Origin of the sequence: Aeromonas sp. DNP9 (assembly GCF_001728955.1) — a bacterium.
GTDB classification, from domain to species: domain Bacteria; phylum Pseudomonadota; class Gammaproteobacteria; order Enterobacterales; family Aeromonadaceae; genus Aeromonas; species Aeromonas veronii.
In genome coordinates this window covers 13,981-35,646 of record NZ_LYSQ01000031.1, presented here as the reverse complement: position 1 = coordinate 35,646, position 21,666 = coordinate 13,981, and the positions used below count along the sequence as shown (strand labels likewise).

Sequence of the window (21,666 nt, the reverse complement as noted above, 5' to 3'; positions counted from 1 at the left end):
CCCCATCCTGCCCGCGTCACCAGGGCTCCTCCACCTTGATCAGATCCCGGCGCAGCGCCTCTTTACGCAGTCGCTGCTCCAGCAGCAACACCGGGGGAGAGGGGGGCAGGGGCATTGCTGCTGCCTGCTGTTCAGCCGATGGCTTGGGTTGCTTGCTGTTGCTGGTATCGGGAGCGGCCGCCGCTGTGCCTTGCAACAGAGAGAGATTATAGAGCGCATCTTCATGGCCGGGTTCAAGTGCCAGAGCGGCCAGATAGGCCTCTTTGGCTGCGGCAAACTCCCCCAGTTGCAGCAGGGCATTGCCGCGGTTGTAGTGGGCGGTGGCGCTCGTCACTTCTTGATAGGCTGCGATGGCTTGCCGGTAGGCACCAGCTCGATACCAGGCGTTGCCGCGCCAGACTGGATCGTTGAAGGTGCGGGCAGCCCGCTGAAAATCCCCCTCTTGATAAGCCTGCATCGCTTGCAGATCTCCCTTCTCTGCTGCTTGCAGATCTTGCGGCGCAAGCAGCTGCCACCCCAACATCAGCGCCACCATCAACCGGGCGCCGACTCTGGCCAGCAAGGCGAGCGGTAACAAGGGGATTAGCAACCAGGGGCCAAGATCCAGTGGTGCCGGGGTGAGGGCCGAGGTCGTGGTGGGGAGGGGAGCAAAGTGGGGGACATCGCTACCAAGCCATTGCAGCTCACCGCCGAGGCGATTGGCCAGTGCGGCAATGGCCTGACTATTGGGAGCGGGCAACTGCGCGGGCATGCGGGTGGCAAACCCCAACTCATTGGCCGGAATGGCGGGCATGGGGGCCGGTTGACCGCTGTTGGCAAGCAGAATATCGAGGCGTGCCGACTGGGTGTCGCGGCAAAGAAGGCGTTGCTGGCAGGGCCACAGGGCGGCGATTTGGGTCATCTGATTCTGGGTGAGGTCGTCGGTGATCAGCAGCAGACGCGCTTGTTCTCCAGGGGCCAGCAGCTTCATGGCAAGTTCCACCGCCCGTGCCGGGTTGCTGCCCTGCAGCGGCATGATATCGGGGCGCAAGTCGGGCAGTAGCAGCGAAAGGGCTTGATGATCTCGGGTTGGCGGCATGGCGAGGTAGGCATCGCCTGCGTAGAGGATCAGCGCAATGCGTTCACCCTTGGTGTGGCTCAGCAGCTGCTGCAACTGCCATCTGACCCGGGTTGCCCGATCCGGTTTGAGATCGGTGGCGGTCATCGAGCGTGACAAGTCCAGTAGCCAGATATCTAGCGGTGCTGCAGGCTGCTGTTGCAGCTCACCGCGCAGTGCCGGTCCGCTCAGGGCCAAAATGACGGGCAGGGTTGCCAGCCAGAGCCAGGGGCGCTGAGGACGTGAGGCTGGCAGTAGATAAGCCTGCATCGCAGGTGCGAGCAGCGGGGGCTGGCGACGACGGTGCCACCCTTGCCAGAGCCAGGGGATGAGTGCGATCAGCCACAGGGGGCGGAGCAAGATCAGCTCCATCTGCGCGCGCCTCGTGCCAGCCAGTTACGCACCATGCGAAACTCCAGTCTGCCGTGTCCTGATGGCAGAAGCAGCAAGCCACAAAGCAGTGCCAACGGCCAGGGGTAGAGCTCGATCACCGGCTGGTACTGGGCAATCGGTATGGGGGCAGGTTCAAGGGTATTGAGGGTCGCATTGATGGCATCGAGATCGCTTTGGGTTCGCGCCCTGAAATAGCGCCCCTGTCCTGTTTTTGCCAGCTCTTTCAGGAGCGGTTCGTCCAGTTCGCTGCTGGGATCGGCCTGACCGCTGCCTGCCTCATCATAGGGTTGGATAAAGGTATCGGGATCGGCCCCGACCCCCAGCGTGTAGATCCGTATTCCCTGCGCTGCGGCGAGTTTGGCCTCCTGCAGCGGGTCGGCATTGCCTGCGGTATTGCGGCCATCAGTGACCAGCAGCAGGGCGGTGGGGCGACCAGGATCCCCATGCTGACGTGCCAGCTGGATCGCCTCGCCAAGGGCGGTGGTTCGGCCGACCAGATCAAAATCGAGCTCGTCGCTCAAGGTCAACAGCGCCGGGATCTCCTGAGTGAGGGGAGAGAGCAGGTAGGCGTGATCGGCAAAGACGATGAGGCCCACCCTGTCTCCGGCCCGTTTGGCGATCAGCGTTTTGATCTGCTGGCGCACCGCCGTCAACCGAGCTTGCTGCTCGCCGTTATCGAGCATATCAGGGGTGCGCATACTGTCTGACAGATCCACTGCCAGCAGCAGATCCCGACTCCCTTCATATTGGATAACCGGTTCCCCCCACCACTGGGGGCGGCAGAGGGCGAGAATAAGAGCGCACCAGAGCAGCATGGCGCGCCAGAGCGGCAATCCGGCCTGAGGGCGCAGCAGCGCAAACCCGGGATGAGCCAGATAACCGCGGCGCAGGGGTGGCAAGCCGAAGCGCACCAGCAAGGGCAGCACCAGCGCCAGCGCAAACCAGGGCCAGGCCAGGATCATGGCTGCCTCCACGCGGCTTTACGCTTCAAGCGGGGATAGCGTTGCAAGAAGAGGCTCTTACCCCAGCGGCGATAATGTTGCCGAAGCTGTTCGCTCTGCTCGCGAGTCGGGTTCTGGCTGCCATAGAGCCAACTGCTCCAGTGAGACGAGAACTGGCTGAAATCGCTGCCGCCGTGACGATCGACGAAGGCGAGCCACGCCTCTCCCTGCAGCTGGCGCGCCTCGGGCCAGCGTTGCAGTGCTTCATGACGCAGGGCCTCCTGTATGCGTGCCACCAGCAGTGCGGGATCTCCCTCCAGCTGACGACACCAGCGGCGGTAACGTATCACCCTCTTGGCAATCAAGACGATCAGCAGCAGCAATAACGCTGTGATCAATAGCCACAATAGCGCCTGCACCCTGGGATCAAGACTCTGTTCAATCAGATCTGGCCCCGGGTGGATGTCTCGCATCAGGGCGGCCAGCGGCGGAGTGATGGCCTCGGAGGCGGGACTGGCGCTGTCGAGTTCGGCGGGGGAGATCATCCCTGATGACATAACCCCTCCTGCCACTGCTGTTGCAGCGTCTGGCCGTTATCGAGCAGATAGAGGCGCTGCACCAATGGCAACAGCAACTGCTTGCCGTGGGTCAGTTGCTGTTCGGCAGCTTGCTGGTAGCGGCGGGAGAAACCGGCATGGCCCCCATCCAGCCAGCCTTGATAGTGTTGCCCTGGCCGATCAATGGCCACTGGCAGTTGGCCATCAGAGGGAAGGGCAGCCTCGAGGGGGTCACGGATCTGCCAATAGTGAATATCGTGGCGACGGGAGAGCAGTTGCAATTGCTGACAGAGCGCCGACTCGCAGGGTCTGTGATCGGTGATGATCGTAAGCTTGGCACCGTGAGGCAGCTTCACGCCGGACAAGGTGTCGGCCAGAGAGTGAGAAAGCGCCCGGCGGGCCAGCCCTTGCTGATAGTGATGGCAGAGGGATTCGAGCAGGGGCAGCACGCTGCCGCGCTGGCTCTGGTGATGGGAGATAAGCCCGTGGCAGATCAGGGTGTTGTGCTGCTTCTCCCCTTGCCAGATCAAGGCTGCTGCCAGCTCGCACCCCAGACGCGCCTTGAGCTGCAGTGTGGAGCCGAAATACATGGCGGGAGAGAGATCGAGCAGCAGCCAGTGCGCCTGATCCAGCTCCTCGCGATAGAGGCGGGTATAGGGACGACCGAGGCGTGCGGTCACTCGCCAGTCGATATGGCGTACCTCGTCACCAGTCTGATAGGCGCGCAGCTCGCGAAACGTGAGTCCGGGAGATCGGCCCGGTTTGCCGCGTTCGCTGCTGCTTCTGCCTGCGTGAGGTGGCTTCTTGGCCTTGGCCCAGAGCCGGATATTGAGCAGCCGTGGCAGCGACAGGGCGATATCGGGATGTAGATCAGGAGTTAGGGACATGGCACCTGATCCAGCAGTTGGGCGATCAGGATATCGTTATCCAGATTGTCGGCCAGTGCCTGATAGCTGGGGATAAGGCGATGGCGCAGCACCGGATAGGCTTGCAGCTGAATATCTTCCGGCAGCACATAATCACGTCCGGCAAGCCAGGCTCGGGCGCGGGCGGAGCGAGCCAGCCCCAGCGTAGCCCGAGGGCTGGCCCCCACGGCAATCAATGGCTCGAGGGCAGGGCAAAGGCCGCTGCCCGGGCGGGTGGCGCAGACCAGCTCCACCAGATAGTGTTCAAGCCTGCTCTGCATGCTGGTCGCCAGCACTTCGCTGCGAGCACCTTGCAAGGCGGCCTGGCTCAGGGTCACTGGCGCTGCGCCAAGCTGTTCGCCACCGGCATTGAGCTGCAAGATGGCGAGCTCCATCGTGGGGCTCGGGTAATCCACCATCAGCTTGAGCAGAAATCGGTCGAGCTGGGCCTCCGGCAGGGGATAGGTTCCCTCCTGTTCGATGGGGTTCTGGGTGGCGGCCACCATAAAGAGAGGTGGCAGCCGCCAGCTCTTTTTGCCCACGGTGATCTGGTGTTCGGCCATGGCTTCAAGTAGCGCTGATTGCACCTTGGCCGGTGCCCGGTTGATCTCGTCCGCCAGCACCAGATGGTTGAAGAGGGGGCCGGGCTGGAATACAAAACTGGCATCCTGCGGGTGAAACACCTCGCTGCCGGTGAGATCGGCGGGAAGCAGGTCGGGGGTAAACTGGATACGGGCAAAGCGTCCCTCGACGGCGCCAGCGAGCGCCTTGACGGCGCGGGTTTTGGCAAGACCGGGGGCCCCTTCGATTAACACATGTCCTTCACATAACAGGGCAATCAGGAGCCCTTCTATTAGCTCCTCCTGCCCCAGGATCTGACTGCCAAGATAGTCCCTAAGTGCTCTGAACTCGGCCGCTGCCATGCGATAAACCCGTTGTTTTTATGGAAGTTGATCTTTTTATACTCCAGTTGCTCCCCAAGGGCGAGCAAAGGGGCCTTGCCGTGCTTAATTTAGTTTCAATCAGCTGTATGAAACTTGTGATTGGATTGTTAAGATGTGGCGCAATGAGGTCAGACCTCTGCCTTTCAAACCAAGGAGCCAGGATGAAACAGCCATTGAAACTGACGACTCGCCAGGGCGAACGGATTGCCGTCGTGGCGGGGCTGCGTACCCCCTTTGCCAAGCAGGCTACCGCCTTTCATGGCGTGCCTGCAGTCGATCTCGGCAAACTGGTGGTGAGCGAGATGCTCGCCCGTACCGATCTCGATCCCAAGCTTATCGACCAGCTGGTGTTTGGTCAGGTGGTTCAGATGCCGGAAGCCCCCAACATTGCCCGCGAGATCGTGCTCGGTACCGGCATGAGCGTCAATACCGATGCCTATAGCGTCTCCCGCGCTTGCGCCACCAGTTTTCAGGCGGTGGCCAACGTCACCGAATCCATCATGGCCGGTACCGTAGACATCGCCATCGCCGGCGGTGCTGACTCCTCCTCCGTGCTGCCTATCGGGGTGAGCAAGAAGCTGGCCCGCGCCCTGGTGGATCTCAACAAGGCGCGCAATCTGCAGCAGCGCTTCAACATTTTGCGCCAGTTGCGGATCAAGGACCTGCTGCCGGTGCCGCCTGCTGTGGCTGAATATTCGACCGGTCTCTCCATGGGGCAGACCGCTGAGCAGATGGCCAAGAGTCACCAGATCAGCCGCGAGGCGCAAGATGCGCTGGCTCATCGCTCCCACACCCTGGCCGCGCAGGCTTGGGCTGATGGCAAGCTCAGCGGCGAGGTGTTTACCGCTCATGTACCGCCCTACAAGTCGCCGCTCGAGCGGGACAACAATATCCGTGAAAGCTCGGATCTCGCGAGCTACGCCAAGCTCAAACCGGTGTTTGACCGGGTTCATGGCACAGTCACTGCAGCCAACGCCACGCCGCTGACCGATGGCGCCGCTGCCGTGTTGCTGATGCGGGAAGGTCGGGCGAAAGAGCTGGGCCTCGAGCCGCTTGGTTATATCCGCAGCTTCGCCTTCTCGGCCATTGATGTCTGGCAAGACATGCTGATGGGGCCCTCCTACGCCACGCCGTTGGCGCTGGACAGAGCCGGCATCACGCTCAGCGATCTGACTCTGATCGACATGCACGAAGCCTTTGCCGCCCAGACCCTGGCCAACCTCAAGATGTTTGCCAGCCACGAGTTTGCCCGTGACAAGCTGGGCCGCGATCAGGCCATCGGCGAGGTAGACATGGAGAAGTTCAACGTCCTCGGCGGTTCGCTGGCCTATGGCCACCCCTTTGCCGCGACCGGTGCGCGGATGATCACCCAGACCTTGCATGAGCTGCGTCGTCGCGGTGGGGGACTGGGGCTCAACACCGCCTGTGCGGCGGGTGGATTGGGCGTGGCTATGGTGTTGGAGGTTGAATGATGAGCGCTAAGACTTTTTCCCTTGATGTTCGTAAAGATGGCATCGGCATCCTCACCATGGATGTGCCGGGCGAGAGCATGAATACCCTGAAAGCCGCCTTTGTCGAGGAGATCCGCTCCGTACTGGACGAGGTAAAACGCAACAAGGATTTGATCGGGCTGGTGATCACCTCCGGCAAAAAGGACTCCTTCATCGCTGGTGCTGATATCACCATGCTGGCCGCCTGCACCAGTGCCAAGGATGCCGAGACCCTGTCACGAGAAGGGCAGGAGATCTTTGCCGAGATCGAGGGGCTGACCATTCCGGTGATCGCCGCCATTCATGGTCCCTGCCTCGGTGGCGGGTTGGAGCTGGCGCTGGCCTGTCATGGCCGTGTGGTGACCGATCACGGCAAATCTGTGCTGGGATTGCCGGAAGTGCAGCTTGGCCTGCTGCCGGGCTCTGGCGGTACCCAGCGTCTGCCGCGTCTTATCGGGGTGGCCAAGGCGCTGGATCTGATGCTGACCGGCAAGCAGGTGCGGGCCAAACAAGCCAAGAAATTGGGGCTGGTGGACGATGTGGTGCCGCCGTCCATTTTGCTGGATGCCGCCATCAAGCTGGCCAAGAAGGGCAAACCGCACCATCAGTTGAAACGGGATCTGCAGGGCAAGGTGCTGGAGACCAACAAGCTGGGTCGCAAGGTGCTGTTCGATCAAGCCAGCAAGGGGGTGAAAGCCAAGACCCGTGGCAACTACCCGGCGCCGGAGCGGATCCTCGAGGTGGTGCGCATAGGCGTGGAGGAGGGGATGAAAGCCGGTCTGGCCGCTGAATGCCGCCACTTTGGCGAGCTGGTGATGACAGCCGAGTCTGCGGCCCTGCGTTCCATCTTCTTTGCCACCACCGAGATGAAGAAAGAGGTCACCTATCAGGGGGCCGAGCCGCGCAAGGTGGCCCATGCCGCCGTGCTGGGCGGTGGTCTGATGGGGGGCGGCATTGCGTTCGTCACAGCTACCAAGGCGGGCGTGCCGGTGCGGATCAAGGATGTGGCAAGTAGTGGCATCGGCAATGCCATGCGCTACAGCTATGACATTCTGGCCAAGAAGCTCAAGCGTCGTCACATTCTGCGCAGCGAGCTGGAAAAGCAGATGAGCCTGTTGACCGGCACCCTCGATTACTCCGGTTTCCACCGGGTCGACATGGTGGTGGAGGCGGTGTTTGAAGATCTCGCGCTCAAACACCAGATGGTGAAAGACGTAGAGCGTGAGTGCGGTGAACACACAGTGTTTGCCTCCAATACCTCTTCCTTGCCCATCAACCAGATTGCGGCAGAGGCGGCGCACCCAGAGCGAGTCGTGGGGCTGCACTATTTCAGCCCGGTGGACAAGATGCCGCTGGCGGAGATCATCCCCCACGCTGGCACCAGTGCCGAGACGGTCGCCACCACCCTGGCTTTTGCCCGCGCCCAGGGCAAAACGCCCATCGTGGTGAAGGACGAAGCAGGTTTCTACGTCAACCGCATCCTGGCGCCCTACATGAATGAGGCGGCAAGACTGGTACTGGAAGGGGAGCCGGTGGAGGTGCTGGATAGCGCACTGCTGGACTTTGGTTTCCCGGTTGGCCCCATCACCTTGCTGGACGAGGTGGGGATCGATGTAGGGGCCAAGATCTCCCCTATTCTCGAAAAAGAACTGGGCGGCGAGCAGTTCCAGGCGCCCAAGGCGTTCGACAAACTGCTGCAAAATGATCGCAAGGGGCGCAAGAATGGCAAAGGCTTCTACCTCTATGGCAAGGCAGCACCGCGTAACAAGCTGACCGGCAAAGAGGGCAAGAAGACGGTGGACGAGAGTGTCTATGGCGTGCTTGGGATCAAACCTTCCGCCAAGCTGGCCCGTCAGGAGATCGCCGAACGCTGCGTATTGCTGATGCTCAACGAAGCCGCCATGGCGCTGGATAGCGGAGTGGTGGCCTCGGCCCGTGATGGCGATATCGGCGCCATCTTCGGCATCGGTTTCCCGCCTTTCCTTGGTGGTCCGTTCCGCTACATGGACACGCTCGGGATCGATCATCTGGTTGGTCGTCTGGAGTATTACCAGAAGCGCCACGGCGACCGGTTTGCTCCCTGTGCCCGCCTCAAGGCGATGGCCGCAGAGCAGCAGACCTTCTACTGATAATCGCAGCAGAGTGACCGCAAGGCAAAGAGGCCCGCATACAGTGCGGGCCTCTTTCTATGTTGTGGTTTGTTCGGGTTGTACGGCTTGGGCTGCGCTCATGCTGGCAGAAGCAACCGATTAAAAAACGGCCCACCGAAGTGGGCCGTAGATATATCTGATCGCGGCTCAGATCCCAGGTTTGCGCTCCGGGCAGCGGCCGATAATATCGGGTGGCAGTTCACCGTTGTCCTGCTCCAGCACCACATCGAATCCCCACAGCTGATGCAGGTGTTTGAGCACCTCATGGCGTGAGTCGCCAAGGGGTATGCGGTTGTGGGGCACATAACGCAGGGTGAGGGAACGATCTCCCTTCACCGCCACGTTGTAGACCTGAATATTTGGCTCCAGATTGCTGAGATTGTATTGAGCTGACAGGGTGTTGCGTACCTGACGGTAACCCTCGTCATTGTGGATGGCCGAGACCTTGATGTAGTTCTTCAGATCGTCGTCATCAATGGCGAACAGCTTCATATCCCGCATCACTTTCGGGCTTAAGAACTGGCTGATAAAGCTCTCGTCCTTGAAGTTCTGCATAGCAAAGTGGAGGGTTTCGACCCAGTTGCTGCCGGCATAGTCGGGGAACCAGTATCTATCTTCCTCGGTCGGGTTCTCGCAGATGCGGCGCAGGTCGGTAAACATGGCAAACCCCAGCGCATAGGGGTTGATCCCCGAGTAGTAGCGACTGTTGTAAGCCGGTTGATAGACCACATTGGTGTGGCTGTGCAGCACCTCCATCATGAAGCGATCGCTCAACTTGCCCTCGTCATAGAGGTGATTGAGGATGGTGTAGTGCCAGAAGGTAGCCCACCCCTCGTTCATCACCTGGGTCTGCTTTTGCGGATAGAAATACTGACTGATCTTGCGCACGATGCGCACTATCTCGCGCTGCCAGGGCTCCAGCAAGGGGGCATTCTTCTCGATGAAATAGAGAATGTTCTCCTGAGGTTCGGCGGGGTAGCGTCTGTCCTCCACCCCTGCCGCTTTATGCTGCTTGGGTAGGGTACGCCACAGCTCGTTGACCTGAGTCTGCAGATAATCTTCCCGTGCCTTCTGACGCCGCTTTTCCTCGGCCATGGAGATCTTCTGGGGACGTTTGTAGCGATCCACCCCGAAGTTCATCAGGGCATGGCAGGAGTCGAGCAGCTGTTCCACCGCCTCGATGCCATGCTTCTCTTCACACTGGGTGATGTAGTTCTTGGCGAACAACAGGTAGTCGATGATGGAGGAGGCATCGGTCCAGGCCTTGAACAGGTAGTTGTTTTTGAAGAAGGAGTTGTGACCGTAGCAGGCGTGTGCCATCACCAGCGCCTGCATCGGCATGGTGTTCTCCTCCATCAAGTAGGCGATGCAGGGATCCGAGTTGATGACGATCTCGTAGGCCAGCCCCATCTGGCCGCGCTTGTAGTTGCGCTCGGTATGGATAAAGCGCTTGCCGAACGACCAGTGTTGATAGCCGATGGGCATGCCGACGCTGGAGTAGGCATCCATCATCTGCTCGGCGGTGATCACCTCGATCTGATTGGGGTAGGTGTCCAGTTTGTAGAAACGGGCGACCCGGGCGATCTCCTGGTGATAGGTCTCCAGCAGATCGAAGTTCCAGTCTGGTCCGTCATCCAGTGGCGCTACACGTTTTTCTGTTTCGAGCATGTGACCTCCTCACGCCGCTTGTTTCTTGAACAGCTCGCGGAACACCGGATAGATATCCTCGACCTTGCGAATGTGCTCCATCGCAAAGTGGGGGAACTGGCTGGCTACCGACTCATATTCGTGCCACAGGGTCTGGTGGGCACGGGTAGTGATCTCGATGTAGGAGTAGTACCGCACCCTTGGCATGATGTCCCGCGCCAGGATCTCCCTGCATTGCGGCGAGTCATCGGCCCAGTTGTCACCATCCGACGCCTGCGCCGCATAGATGTTCCACTGGTTGGCCGGGTAACGCTCGTTGATGATGTCATTCATCATTTTGAGCGCACTGGAAACGATGGTGCCGCCAGTCTCCTGGGAGTAGAAGAACTCGTGCTCGTCCACCTCCTTGGCCTGGGTATGGTGGCGGATATAGACCACCTCGACGTTCTTGTAGGTCCGGCTCAGGAACAGATAGAGCAGGATATAGAAACGCTTGGCCATCTCCTTGGTGGCCTGATCCATGGAGCCCGATACGTCCATTAGACAGAACATCACAGCCTGACTGGAAGGGACGGGCCGTTTGACAAAGTTGTTGAATTTGAGATCGAAGGTGTCGATAAACGGCACCGCATCGATCCGTCGTTTCAGCTCCCTGATCTCCTTCTCGAGCAGGGCGATTTCTGCAAAGTGCTCGTTGGGATCGGTGGCCAGCAGAGCCAGCCGCTCTTCCAGTTCGTGCAGTTGGCGTTTCTTGCCCGCTTGCAGCGCCATGCGCCGCGCCAGCGAATTTTGCAGGGAACGCACCACGTTGATGTTGGCGGGCACCCCGTTTGAGGTGTAGCCAGCCCGATAGGTTTTCACCTCCATCAGCTGGTTGAGCTGGGTTTTCTGCAGCCTGGGCAGCTCCAGATCTTCAAAAAGCAGATCGAGATACTCATCCTTGGAGATCTGGAACACGAAATCATCGGCTCCTTCACCCTGATTGGATGCCTGTCCCTCGCCGGAACCCTGTCCGCCGCCCCCTCCTTTGGGACGGTCAATCTTGTCGCCGGAGACGAACTGATCATTGCCGGGATGCACCATCTCCCGTTTACCGCCGTGCCCCTGATGAAAATGGGGCTCGCCGATATCCTTGGTCGGGATGCTGATGCTCTCGCCCTTGTCTACGTCCTGAATGCTGCGCTTGGAGACAGCATCCGAGACCGCTTGTTTTATCTGCTTCTTGTAGCGGCGGATGAAGCGCTGCCGATTGACAGCGCTTTTGTTTTTGCCGTTGAGCCTGCGGTCGATAAAATGCGCCATAACTCCCCCTTGAACAGTCAGGGTCAGGATGACTTGCGTACCCTGAGATACCATTCGGAGAGCAGTCGCACCTGTTTACGGGTGTAGCCTTTCTCCATCATCCGTTCGACAAAGTTATCGTGCTTCTTCTGCTCCTCGGCCGAGGTTTTGCTGTTGAAGGAGATAACCGGCAGCAGCTCTTCCGTGTTGGAGAACATCTTCTTCTCGATCACGGTGCGCAGCTTCTCGTAACTGGTCCAGTTGGGGTTACGGCCTGCATTGTTGGCCCGGGCACGCAGCACGAAGTTGACGATTTCGTTGCGGAAATCTTTCGGGTTGCTGATCCCGGCAGGTTTTTCAATTTTCTCCAGCTCGCTGTTGAGGGACGCTCTGTCAAACAGCTGGCCGGTTTCGGGGTCACGGTACTCCTGATCCTGGATCCAGAAGTCGGCGTAGGTGACGTAGCGATCGAAGATGTTCTGACCGTACTCGGAGTAGGACTCGAGATAGGCGGTCTGGATCTCCTTGCCGATGAACTCCACATAGCGCGGGGTCAGATAGCCCTTGATGAACTCAAGGTAGCGATCGTGCAGCTCTTGCGGGAACTGCTCGCGCTCGATCTGCTGCTCCAGTACATAGAAGAGGTGCACCGGGTTGGCGGCCACTTCCGCGTGGTCGAAGTTGAAGACGCGGGAGAGGATCTTGAACGCAAAACGGGTAGAAAGACCATTCATCCCCTCGTCCACACCGGCGTAGTCGCGATACTCCTGATAGCTCTTCGCCTTGGGATCTGTGTCTTTCAGGCTTTCGCCATCATAGACCCGCATCTTGGAGTAGATGCTGGAGTTTTCCGGCTCTTTCAGCCGTGACAACACCGAGAACTGGCCCAGCAACTCGAGGGTACCCGGGGCGCACTTGGCCTCGGTCAGCTCGCTGTTGACCAGCAGCTTCTCGTAGATCTTCACTTCTTCGGAGACGCGCAGGCAGTAAGGCACCTTGACGATGTAGACCCGGTCGAGGAAGGCCTCGTTGTTCTTGTTGTTGCGGAACTGCTGCCACTCGGATTCGTTGGAGTGAGCCAGCAAGATGCCGTCAAAGGGGAGGGCTGAGAGCCCTTCTGTACCGTTGTAGTTCCCCTCCTGAGTTGCAGTAAGCAGAGGGTGCAGCACCTTGATGGGCGCTTTGAACATCTCCACAAACTCCATCACCCCCTGGTTTGCTTTACACAGTGCACCGGAGTAGGAGTAGGCATCGGCGTCATCTTGGGCGAAGTGCTCCAGCATGCGGATATCGACCTTGCCGACCAGTGAGGATATGTCCTGGTTGTTGTCATCACCGGGTTCAGTCTTGGCGATGGCGATTTGATCGAGGATGGAGGGGTTGACCTTCTCCACCTTGAACTTGGTGATGTCGCCGCCAAACTCGTGCAGGCGCTTGGCAACCCAGGGCGACATGATGGGGCGCAGATAACGGCGCGGAATGCCGTACTCTTTTTCCAGGATTTCGCCATCCTCTTCGATGTCAAACAGACAGAAGGGGTGATCGTTGACCGGTGAGCCCTTGATGCGATAGATGGGCACCTTCTGCATCAGGGATTTGAGTTTTTCTGCCAGCGAGGATTTACCGCCGCCAACAGGGCCCAACAGATAGAGGATCTGTTTCTTCTCCTCCAGCCCCTGGGCGGAGTGTTTGAGGTAGGAGACAATCTGCTCGATCGCCTCTTCCATGCCGTAGAAGTCTTTGAATGCCGGATAGCGTGCCACGACGCGGTTGGAGAAAAGCCGGCTCAGTCTGGGGTTGGCTGAGGTGTCTACCATCTCCGGCTCACCAATGGCGGTCAGCAGACGTTCGGCTGCGGAGGCGTAGCAGGCTTTGTCCTGCTTACACATATCCAGGAACTCCTGGATGGTATATTCCTCTTCTCTCGCTTTTTCATATCGCTGTTGGTAATGCTCGAATATGCCCATAACTTTGCCCTCGTTATAGTCGCTTACCCTGAAAAAAGTGGATGACTGCTTTTGTGTTGTGCGCTTTTAAAGCCTAGTCAACAGACTCCAGTAATCCATCACGGTTGATAGGTTAAATTCTGAAGAAACCTGCCCGATCCTTGTGCGGGGAGGGTCAGTCAACAACACCGCTATGTTACTGACTGTTAAATTATTTTTGCCACGATAGTGAGGTAAATGTCAAAGACATAAAAAATAAATGTTTATGGGAAACAGGGAACTTATTGCGAAAAGATTAAGGGGTTTGACGAAAGGCAATGGGGCTGCGGGTTAGCGGGGTTATGAATGAAAACGTCATTACGTGTACGTCAACGTAAATCACTTTGTTTGGAGTTTTGGCTCTAATTTTTACATTGACGCTACATTTTGAGTGCCCTAGATTGGCGATGTGTGAGCAGCAAGACGCTTTAGCAAGAGAGTTGACTGTTGCCTCACCAAGCTCTGTTTAAGCACGTTTCCGTTGGCTTGACCCTCGCAACCGCGAGGGTCTTCTTTTTCTGCGTCTGTAAACGCTTGTTTCTGCTGGTGGCTATTGACGCCGCCAGCACTCATCTAGCAAGGGTAGGCTTGTTGCACTGCCGCCAGGACGCTTGCAAACGGGTGCGCGGCCAACTGGCCTGCTCCCGCCAGCGATTTGGCTTTGACCCGGCTGGTCAGCGGTGTGGTGATGCCGCACAGGAAACGGGCCAGAACACGAGCATCCACCGAACCTGTCTTGGCAATCAGCGGATCGCACCAGGCGCGGATCCCCGCCTCGTTTGGCATGGTCAGTGAGGGCAGGGACGGGAGATGCGCCACCTCGCCGCGACAAACCGAACAGTGGCCACAATGAACCGGCGCCACCTCATCGGCAAAATAGCGGGCGAGGCGGTGGCTCAGGCACTCACTTGAGGTGAAAAAGTCGAGCATGGCTTGCAGTCTGGCCAGCTCACTCTGTTCTTTTTGCAAGAAGAGCGCATGGAGCGCGTTAGCCTCCTGCTCGCAGTCCCACCCCTGACGGGTGATCCGGTAGACCTCGGTCATCTGTTTGCTTTCAAGCTCGATCCAGCCTTGCTGCTGCAGGTAGTCGAGCGCCGCAACGGCCCGCTGTCGCTCTCCCTGATAGCCCTGCCAGAGGGCGTCAAAGTCCATGGTGCACCAACTGCGGGCTTGCGGGGCGCAGGCGAACAGTTGCTCCAGAAACTGGCGGCGATCCGGATTGAAGCGACTCACTATCTCGCCTTTATCCAGCACAAACTTGAAGCGGTAGTCGGCGTAGTAGCTGTAGGCCGGGATGATGATGCCTGCCATCTCCAGATAGACCAGCAGGGTCTTAAGGGGCAACTGGCGAATATTGGTGTCGTTGGAGAGGCGCAGCAGGGTGAATTCCCACTCGCTCCCACTCTGCTTGATGAGGGCAAGGAGCTGGAGGATGGCACTCAAATCCGGCGTATCGCCGTAGACGAAGTTCTCCAGCACCGGCAGCTGGCTCTGGTTGGCCAGCACGATACAGCGCGATGGCTGGCCATCTCGTCCGGCGCGGCCAATCTCCTGGCTGTAGTTCTCGATGGATTTGGGCAGATCGTAGTGAATGACCCGCCGGATATCCGCTTTGTCGATCCCCATGCCAAAGGCGATGGTGGCGACGATGCAATCCACCTTGCCCACCATGAAGTCGTGCTGGATCTGACTGCGCAGCGCCGAGTCGAGTCCGGCATGATAAGCGCGGGCGTTGATCCCTTCTCTAATGAGTTGTTCGGCACAGGCTTCTGCGGTGTGTTGCAAGGTGACGTAGACGATGGTGGGGGCCGCCGGATCGTTGGCCAACTCCTTTGCGAGCCAGCTATCCCGCGCATCGGGCGCCAGGGGAATGACCGCCAGATCAAGATTGGGGCGGTAGAAACCGGTGACCACGACCCCCTCCGGCGCGATGCCGAATTTGGTCTGCATATCCTGAATTACCGCCGGTGTGGCGGTGGCGGTGAGCAGCAACACCTGCGGGATTTTCAGGTCATGGCGATAACTCGGCAGCTTGAGGTAGTCGGGTCGAAAGTTGTGGCCCCACTCCGAGATACAGTGCGCCTCATCGACGACCAGCAGCGAGAGCGGTACTTGCTGGATAAAGCGGCGAAAACGCTCATTCTTGAGTCGCTCCACCGAGATCATCAGGATCTTGAGCTGGCCATCCAGCGCCTGCTGCATCACTCGTCGGCTCTCCTCCGGGCTCTGGCTCGAGTCGAGGGTGGCGGCGCTTATTCCCTTGCTTTTAAGGAAGGCGAGCTGATCGTGCATCAGCGCCAGCAGCGGCGAGATCACCAGGGTCAGGTGAGGCAGGGCGAGGGCCGGCAGTTGATAACAGAGCGACTTGCCGGAGCCGGTGGGAAAGATAGCGGCGGCACTCTGACCTGCCAGCACCCGGCTGATCACCGCTTCCTGACCTGGCCTGAGTGCGGAGAAACCAAAATATTGGTTGAGCAGGGATGGGATCATGGCAAGGCTCCGCGGCAAATGGGGGATGATAGCACAGCGACACGGTCACGGGGGGCACAGGAATGGTCGTCAGGGTAAGGGCAGAGAGTGTCGATAAAACGTACAAAAATGGGTGGTTGCGCTGTGGTTAATGTTTTGTTGCGGTTTTTTGTGATGGAAACGGGATATTTTTTGGTGAGTCTCTGGAAAAAAAAGATGGCGAATGGGATATTCCGTCATGCAATCCGGTGACTGGCGGATCGGCCCGACAGAAGGCTTGCCACAGACACCACATTCGGGCGACAGGGGTCTCCCGATGAGTGGTTGCAGACAGGACTCATGATTCATGCACTACGGTGCTTAGGGACTTTTTTGATGACACAACAACACCCCCTCCTTCGGCTGGTCAATAGCACCAGTCTGGTCAGCCAGATCCTGGTTGGTCTGGTATTTGGTATCTTGCTGGCACTGTTTGCGCCCGAGTGGGCGAAAACGGCAGGTCTGCTCGGCAGTCTGTTTGTTGGCGCACTGAAAGCAGTAGCCCCGCTGCTGGTATTCGTACTGGTGATGGCGGCCATCATTGGTCACAAGCAGGGTCAGAAGACCAATATTCGCCCGCTGCTGGCGCTCTACCTGTTTGGTACCTTCTCTGCGGCCGTGGTCGCGGTGATTGCCAGCTTCCTGTTCCCCTCCAACCTCCATCTGGTGGCCAATACTGCCGAGATCACCCCGCCCGGCGGGATCACCGAGGTGCTGCAGACCCTGCTGTTCAACGTGGTGACCAACCCGGTCAAGGCGTTGATGGATGCCAACTATATCGGGATCCTGGCGTGGGCCATCGGTCTGGGTATCGCCATGCGCCATGCCAACGAGAGCACCAAGGCGCTGATCACTGACCTGTCTCACGGTGTCTCCGCCATCGTGAAAGCGGTGATCCGCTGTGCCCCGCTCGGGATCCTGGGTCTGGTTGCCTCCACGCTGGCAGAGACCGGCTTTGACGCCCTGTTTGGCTATGCCCAACTGCTGGTGGTGCTGATCGGCTGCATGCTGTTTATCGCCTTTGTGGTCAACCCGTTGATCGTCTTCTGGAAGATCAAGCGCAACCCCTATCCGCTGGTGCTGACTTGCCTCAAAGAGAGCGGTGTGACCGCCTTCTTTACCCGCAGCTCTGCCGCCAACATCCCGGTCAACATGGCGCTGTGTGAAAAACTGCGCCTGCCCAAAGATACCTACGCTGTCTCCATCCCGCTGGGTGCCACCATCAACATGGCGGGTGCGGCCATCACCATCACAGTGCTGGCCATGGCGGCGGTACATACCCTGGGGATGGAAGTGGACATGGCAACGGCCATTCTGCTTTCCGTGGTCGCCACCGTCAGTGCCTGTGGCGCATCCGGTGTCGCCGGTGGCTCTTTGCTGCTGATCCCGCTGGCCTGCAGCCTGTTTGGCATCAGCAACGACATCGCCATGCAGGTGGTTGCTGTCGGCTTTATCATCGGCGTGTTGCAGGATTCTGCTGAGACAGCACTGAACAGCTCCACCGACGTGCTGTTCACCGCCGCTGCTTGCATGGCCGAAGATGAAACCCTGCTGGATGTGGCCCCGGTACCGAGCCGCGAAGCCTGATCTCGTAACGGTCAGTTTCGTAACACACTTGCGCCCTCTTCGGAGGGCGCTTTTTATTGTCGGCTTTGCTCTCTTTTCCTCTTTGAGCAATCTCATTGACTGATGTGCCAGACATTCTGTCGCCCTTGTCCAGGGCTCTGCCTTATCTTTATCCCTTCGAGTTGTGCTTACTCCCTCTGTTGTGAGTCACACACATTTGTCTGCTCTGCTAACAGCCGATTGCTATGGCTTACCCCAGATCTTCAGGATAATCACAGCATCACAGCATCACAGCATCACAGCATCACAGCATCACAGCATCACAGAAGAATGGAGGTGGCTGGCTGCGGCAAATAAACCCGTCCTATCAGACACGCCGTCATGGTTTGGTGAGGGGGAGTAAACGTGTTGAGGATATTGAGCTGCAGGCAGGGGGGTCATGTTGATACCCGATGTGCTCTGCCATGGCGCTGGTGAGCATACAGATATCCAACAAAGGGAGAAATAAGGAGAGAGCAGGGTAATCGCGGTGGCACAGATTGCAGAGATAAAAAAGCCAGCCGACTATTCGGCTGGCTTTTTGCTATCAGTGGCAGCTGGGGGATTAACCGACCAGCTGATAGAGGATGGCGGAGATGGCGATCATCCCCATCACAGCGACAAATACGTTGCTGATATGACCCTGATACTTCGCCATGGCCGGTACGCGCTTGATAGCGTACATCGGCATGATGAACAGGATGGTGGCGATGATCGGGCCGCCCAAGGATTCAATCATGCCCAGGATGGAGGGGTTGGCAATGGCAGTGCCCCACAGGGTCAGGATGAAGAAGGCGATGATGAACATCTCGACTTTCTTGGCGTTCGGCTCTTTGCCTGACTTGCGCATGTTCTGCACGATCATCCCCTTCAGACCTTCACGGGCACCCAGATAGTGGCCGAAGAAGGAGGATACGATGGCCACGAACGCAACCAGCGGACCGAAGTAGGAGATGATGGGGCTGGCATGCTGGTTGGCCAGATAGGAGAGCACGGCGATGTTCTGAGCCTTGGCTTCTGCCAGCTGAGCCGGAGTCAGGCTCATGACGCAAGAGAAGACGAAGAACATCACGAAGCCCAGCAGCACCATGGCGGTACGCTTGAGGATGGCATCGGCCTTCTCGACCGCCTGATCACCGTGGTCGCGGCGCTGGGCCAGGGAGAAGCTGGAGATGGCCGGGCTGTGGTTGAAGGAGAAAACCAGTACCGGGATGGTCAGCCACAGGGTAGTGGCGAAATCCTTGGCAGAGGGCACTTGCTCCAGCGCGGCACCGGTCCAGTCCGGAATGAGGTACAAAGAGATACCGGCCAGAATGGCGATCAGCGGATAAACCAGCAGCTCGGTCACTTTCAGCATCAGCTTTTCACCGGCCAGCATTACCGACATCATGCCCATGATCAGCACGATGGAGAGGATCCAGCGCGGCGGGGCACTCATCTGCAGCTGGTTGACCATAAAGCTTTCGACGGTGTTGGTGATACCCACGCCATAGATGAGCACGATGGGGTAGATGGCGAAGAAGTAGAGCAGGGTGATTAATTTACCGGCACCCACGCCAAAGTGCTCTTCCACCACTTCGGTGATGTCTGCATTTGGCTTTTTGGAGGAGAGCACGAAGCGGGCCAGACCACGGTGGGCCAGATAGGTCATGGGACTTACCAGCAGCGCCATGACGACCAGCGGCCAGAAACCGCCCATACCTGCGTTGATCGGCAGGAACAGGATCCCCGCGCCAACTGCGGTCCCGAACAGACTGATGACCCAGGTAGAGTCGCGTTTTTCCCAACGAGTGGTTTGAGTAGAGCGGATCCCTTGCTCTGTTGACGCCGCAACTCCCTGCGTGCCAGTGACTGTGTTTGACATCTATCTCACCCCGAATGTGTGGTTCTTATCAAGTCGGCGCAAGGATACGGTTTTTCTAATCAAAAATGTTGATCAAATTCATCTTTACGGCACGAAAAACCGCACTTTCTTATGGAAATGTGATCAAAACAAGAAAAATTCAATTATTGTTTATCAATTGGCACGTTATTTTAGTGTTAATGATTAAATCGCGCTCAGCCAAATGTAGGTAAATTGTTATTTTGCGAGATGCTGGGCTAGCTGGTTGATCATGCTGGCGGTAGCCCCCCAGATAAAGTGCTGTTGCCAGGGGATCCAGTAGATGGTGTGTGCTTTGCCCCCTCTGTAAAGGGTCAGGGGGATGTGGTTGCGCCGATCCAGCAGATGGGTCAGCGGCACTTCAAAGGCGTGATCCACCTCATCCGGACTCAGGATGAGGGGATAGTTGCCATCGAGCAGCCCCAGCACCGGCAGCACCTCGAATCGTGACACTGTATTGAGCGGGTTGAGGGTGCCGATCACTTCAATCAGCCGGGCCGGAATGCCGAGCTCCTCTTCGGTCTCCCGCAGCGCCGTGGCAATCAGGTTCTCGTCGCCGGGATCCTGTCGCCCGCCGGGGAAGCTGATCTGTCCCCCATGATGACGCAGCCGGGGGCTGCGCCGAGTCAGTAACACGCTGAGCCCCTCATCGCGCATCACCACCGGGATCAACACCGCCGCCGGGTTGAGCCCGCCGATGGCGAGGCGATGGGCCGGGGCGGGTCGCTGCAACTGGAAGCGGGTCAGCAGTTCGTGGCGATCCATGGCGGGGAGCTCTCCTGTGCGTTGGCCTGACAGTGGGGAGGATTACAGCGCCGACAGCGGCGGCAGGATGCGGGCAACCTTGTCATAGGTCTCCTGATATTCGCTGTCGGCATCGGAGTCGGCGATGATGCCGCCACCGGCCCAGCAGTGCAGGCGACCCGCTTCGGCGATCAAAGTGCGAATGCAGATGCTGGTATCCATCCGGCCATGCTGGCTGAGATAGCCGATGCTGCCGCAATAGGCATTGCGGCGCTGTGGCTCAAGCTCTTCGATGATCTCCATAGCCCGGATTTTGGGGGCGCCAGTGATGGAGCCACCCGGGAAACAGGCCCGCAGCAGATCGACTCCTTGCCAGCGTGCATCCAGCTCACCGTGGATGGTGGAGACCAGATGATGTACCGCCGGAAACGACTCCACAGTAAAGAGATGAGGCACGCTGACCGAGCCAGGCCGGCTGACCCGACCTATATCGTTGCGCAGCAGATCAACGATCATCAGATTCTCTGATCTGTCCTTGTCGGCCTGCGCCAGTTCCTGCGCGACTTGCCGATCGGTGGCCGGATCGGGGTGGCGAGGGCGAGTGCCTTTGATGGGTTTGGTTTCGATATGACGGCCATCGAGCAGCAGGAACCGCTCGGGGGAGAGGCTAAGCAGCGCACTCTCCGGCAGACGGATAAAGGCAGAGAAGGGGGCCTTGTTGGCGGTTGCCAGCAGGCAGTAGGCCTGCCACTCATCCCCCTGATAGGGGGCGCTGAAACGCTGGGTCAGGTTGATCTGGTAGCAATCCCCAGCAGCGAGGTATTCCTGAATACGGGCAAACTTCTCGCCATACTCGGCACGGCTCATATTGCTCTGCCACGACCCCTGCAAGGCAAAAGCGGGGGCCGGTTTGGCCTGCTGCTGTTCAAGCCAGGCCAGCCGCTTGGCAAGGCCTGTTTCATCCCCCCAGTGCATCAGCTGCCAGTCGCCGGTCGCCACATTGCGCAGCAGTGCCCAGTCGTAGATGCCCATCGCCATGTCTGGCACCGCGATATCGGCGGTTGCCTGTACGGGAAGACGTTCGAAGCGGCGGCCCAGATCATAGCCAAACAGGCCGAGGGCGCCGCCAATAAAGGGCAGGTGAGTGGCGCAAAGTTCCAGCTCCCCCAGCAACTGTTGCTGGGTATGGGCCAGCAGAGCGAGGGGATCTTCGTGGTGTTTGCTGATATCCGCCCCGACACGCAGAGTGGTCACCTCGCCGCGGGTTTCGAGGGTCGCCAGCGGATCGGCAGTGATGATATCAAAGCCGTTATCGGCGCCGAATGGCCCCGCTGATTCCAGCAACATAGCCCAGGGCTGATGTTGCAGGCGGGCAAAAAGCTGATGGAGTTCAGCACTATGGTCTAGATGATGGATATGAAGTGTTGGCGTCATTTTATGTTACACAGGCAACAGTTTGGTTCCCGAACCCTAGTCGGTGCTGGTGGGCAAGCGTATCATAGGTATCGGTGACTTAAGAAAAAACTGCCGTGTCGTTC

15 protein-coding genes are annotated in these 21,666 nt (G+C 58.6%); 3 read left to right on the top strand and 12 right to left on the bottom strand.

The genetic code is table 11. The features are described 5' to 3' along the window. Nucleotides 1-16: 16 nt before the first annotated feature. From A9G06_RS18845 to A9G06_RS18825, 5 genes are read right to left on the bottom strand one after another with little or no spacing between them, the layout of a single operon-like run. Nucleotides 17-1,468: a VWA domain-containing protein gene (locus tag A9G06_RS18845; protein WP_069556222.1), complete on the bottom strand. Its 1,452-nt coding sequence runs from the start codon at nucleotides 1,466-1,468 to the stop codon at nucleotides 17-19. Further along, nucleotides 1,459-2,451, bottom strand: coding sequence for a VWA domain-containing protein (locus A9G06_RS18840; RefSeq protein ID WP_069556221.1), 993 nt, complete (start codon nucleotides 2,449-2,451; stop codon nucleotides 1,459-1,461). Before A9G06_RS18840 ends, A9G06_RS18845 begins: the two co-directional genes overlap by 10 nt. Next, nucleotides 2,448-2,987 (bottom strand): DUF4381 domain-containing protein, encoded by a 540-nt coding sequence (locus A9G06_RS18835; RefSeq protein WP_069556220.1) that lies wholly within the window; start codon nucleotides 2,985-2,987, stop codon nucleotides 2,448-2,450. Before A9G06_RS18835 ends, A9G06_RS18840 begins: the two co-directional genes overlap by 4 nt. Continuing rightward, a complete protein-coding gene (locus tag A9G06_RS18830) occupies nucleotides 2,972-3,874 on the bottom strand; it encodes a DUF58 domain-containing protein (RefSeq protein WP_069556219.1) in 903 nt (300 codons plus the stop codon). The genes A9G06_RS18835 and A9G06_RS18830 overlap by 16 nt, the downstream gene beginning before the upstream one ends. Further along, a complete protein-coding gene (locus A9G06_RS18825) occupies nucleotides 3,865-4,815 on the bottom strand; it encodes a MoxR family ATPase (RefSeq protein WP_069556218.1) in 951 nt (316 codons plus the stop codon). The genes A9G06_RS18830 and A9G06_RS18825 overlap by 10 nt, the downstream gene beginning before the upstream one ends. 182 nt (nucleotides 4,816-4,997) lie before the next feature. Here A9G06_RS18825 and fadI point away from each other — a divergent pair, with 182 nt between their 5' ends. Together fadI and fadJ are read left to right on the top strand one after the other, a co-directional pair. Beyond that, a complete protein-coding gene (gene fadI, locus A9G06_RS18820; protein WP_069556217.1) occupies nucleotides 4,998-6,308 on the top strand; it encodes an acetyl-CoA C-acyltransferase FadI in 1,311 nt (436 codons plus the stop codon). After that, complete coding sequence (gene fadJ, locus A9G06_RS18815) at nucleotides 6,308-8,455, top strand: fatty acid oxidation complex subunit alpha FadJ (protein WP_069556231.1); 2,148 nt, start codon at nucleotides 6,308-6,310, stop codon at nucleotides 8,453-8,455. The genes fadI and fadJ overlap by 1 nt, the downstream gene beginning before the upstream one ends. Before the next feature lie 168 nt (nucleotides 8,456-8,623). Here the strand turns inward: fadJ and A9G06_RS18810 are convergent, their stop codons facing one another. The 4 genes from A9G06_RS18810 to A9G06_RS18795 form a co-directional block, all read right to left on the bottom strand. Next, a complete protein-coding gene (locus A9G06_RS18810) occupies nucleotides 8,624-10,144 on the bottom strand; it encodes a SpoVR family protein (RefSeq protein ID WP_069556216.1) in 1,521 nt (506 codons plus the stop codon). A 9-nt stretch (nucleotides 10,145-10,153) separates the two neighbouring features. Then, nucleotides 10,154-11,425 carry a YeaH/YhbH family protein gene (locus tag A9G06_RS18805; RefSeq protein ID WP_021230168.1) on the bottom strand — a complete coding sequence of 424 codons (1,272 nt, stop codon included), beginning with the start codon at nucleotides 11,423-11,425 and terminating at the stop codon, nucleotides 10,154-10,156. Between the two features lie 23 nt (nucleotides 11,426-11,448). Then, on the bottom strand, nucleotides 11,449-13,371 hold the full coding sequence (locus A9G06_RS18800; RefSeq protein WP_033113275.1) for a PrkA family serine protein kinase: 1,923 nt from the start codon (nucleotides 13,369-13,371) through the stop codon (nucleotides 11,449-11,451). Nucleotides 13,372-13,962: 591 nt separating this feature from the next. Continuing rightward, nucleotides 13,963-15,879 carry an ATP-dependent DNA helicase RecQ gene (locus A9G06_RS18795; protein ID WP_069556215.1) on the bottom strand — a complete coding sequence of 639 codons (1,917 nt, stop codon included), beginning with the start codon at nucleotides 15,877-15,879 and terminating at the stop codon, nucleotides 13,963-13,965. 354 nt (nucleotides 15,880-16,233) lie between these two features. On the opposite strand from A9G06_RS18795, the gene sstT reads away from it, so the two are divergent. Continuing rightward, nucleotides 16,234-17,484, top strand: coding sequence for a serine/threonine transporter SstT (gene sstT, locus A9G06_RS18790; RefSeq protein ID WP_069556214.1), 1,251 nt, complete (start codon nucleotides 16,234-16,236; stop codon nucleotides 17,482-17,484). A 583-nt stretch (nucleotides 17,485-18,067) separates the two neighbouring features. Here the strand turns inward: sstT and A9G06_RS18785 are convergent. The 3 genes from A9G06_RS18785 to pabB form a co-directional block, all read right to left on the bottom strand. After that, nucleotides 18,068-19,366: a serine/threonine transporter gene (locus A9G06_RS18785; RefSeq protein WP_069556213.1), complete on the bottom strand. Its 1,299-nt coding sequence runs from the start codon at nucleotides 19,364-19,366 to the stop codon at nucleotides 18,068-18,070. Nucleotides 19,367-19,582: 216 nt separating this feature from the next. Next, on the bottom strand, nucleotides 19,583-20,149 hold the full coding sequence (locus A9G06_RS18780) for a CoA pyrophosphatase (RefSeq protein WP_069556212.1): 567 nt from the start codon (nucleotides 20,147-20,149) through the stop codon (nucleotides 19,583-19,585). Between the two features lie 42 nt (nucleotides 20,150-20,191). Next, complete coding sequence (gene pabB, locus A9G06_RS18775) at nucleotides 20,192-21,475, bottom strand: aminodeoxychorismate synthase component I (protein ID WP_069556211.1); 1,284 nt, start codon at nucleotides 21,473-21,475, stop codon at nucleotides 20,192-20,194. Between the last annotated feature and the right edge of the window lie 191 nt (nucleotides 21,476-21,666).

What these genes read in the sequence shown, in the direction of transcription:
- fadJ (WP_069556231.1), top strand. Translation starts at nt 6,308, where the DNA reads ATGAGCGCTAAGACTTTTTCCCTTGATGTTCGTAAAGATGGCATCGGC.
- A9G06_RS18800 (WP_033113275.1), bottom strand. Translation starts at nt 13,371, where the DNA reads ATGGGCATATTCGAGCATTACCAACAGCGATATGAAAAAGCGAGAGAA.
- A9G06_RS18795 (WP_069556215.1), bottom strand. Translation starts at nt 15,879, where the DNA reads ATGATCCCATCCCTGCTCAACCAATATTTTGGTTTCTCCGCACTCAGG.
- sstT (WP_069556214.1), top strand. Translation starts at nt 16,234, where the DNA reads ATGACACAACAACACCCCCTCCTTCGGCTGGTCAATAGCACCAGTCTG.
- A9G06_RS18810 (WP_069556216.1), bottom strand. Translation starts at nt 10,144, where the DNA reads ATGCTCGAAACAGAAAAACGTGTAGCGCCACTGGATGACGGACCAGAC.
- A9G06_RS18835 (WP_069556220.1), bottom strand. Translation starts at nt 2,987, where the DNA reads ATGTCATCAGGGATGATCTCCCCCGCCGAACTCGACAGCGCCAGTCCC.
- A9G06_RS18840 (WP_069556221.1), bottom strand. Translation starts at nt 2,451, where the DNA reads ATGATCCTGGCCTGGCCCTGGTTTGCGCTGGCGCTGGTGCTGCCCTTG.
- A9G06_RS18825 (WP_069556218.1), bottom strand. Translation starts at nt 4,815, where the DNA reads ATGGCAGCGGCCGAGTTCAGAGCACTTAGGGACTATCTTGGCAGTCAG.
- A9G06_RS18830 (WP_069556219.1), bottom strand. Translation starts at nt 3,874, where the DNA reads ATGTCCCTAACTCCTGATCTACATCCCGATATCGCCCTGTCGCTGCCA.
- fadI (WP_069556217.1), top strand. Translation starts at nt 4,998, where the DNA reads ATGAAACAGCCATTGAAACTGACGACTCGCCAGGGCGAACGGATTGCC.
- A9G06_RS18780 (WP_069556212.1), bottom strand. Translation starts at nt 20,149, where the DNA reads ATGGATCGCCACGAACTGCTGACCCGCTTCCAGTTGCAGCGACCCGCC.
- A9G06_RS18845 (WP_069556222.1), bottom strand. Translation starts at nt 1,468, where the DNA reads ATGGAGCTGATCTTGCTCCGCCCCCTGTGGCTGATCGCACTCATCCCC.
- A9G06_RS18805 (WP_021230168.1), bottom strand. Translation starts at nt 11,425, where the DNA reads ATGGCGCATTTTATCGACCGCAGGCTCAACGGCAAAAACAAAAGCGCT.
- pabB (WP_069556211.1), bottom strand. Translation starts at nt 21,475, where the DNA reads ATGTTGCTGGAATCAGCGGGGCCATTCGGCGCCGATAACGGCTTTGAT.
- A9G06_RS18785 (WP_069556213.1), bottom strand. Translation starts at nt 19,366, where the DNA reads ATGTCAAACACAGTCACTGGCACGCAGGGAGTTGCGGCGTCAACAGAG.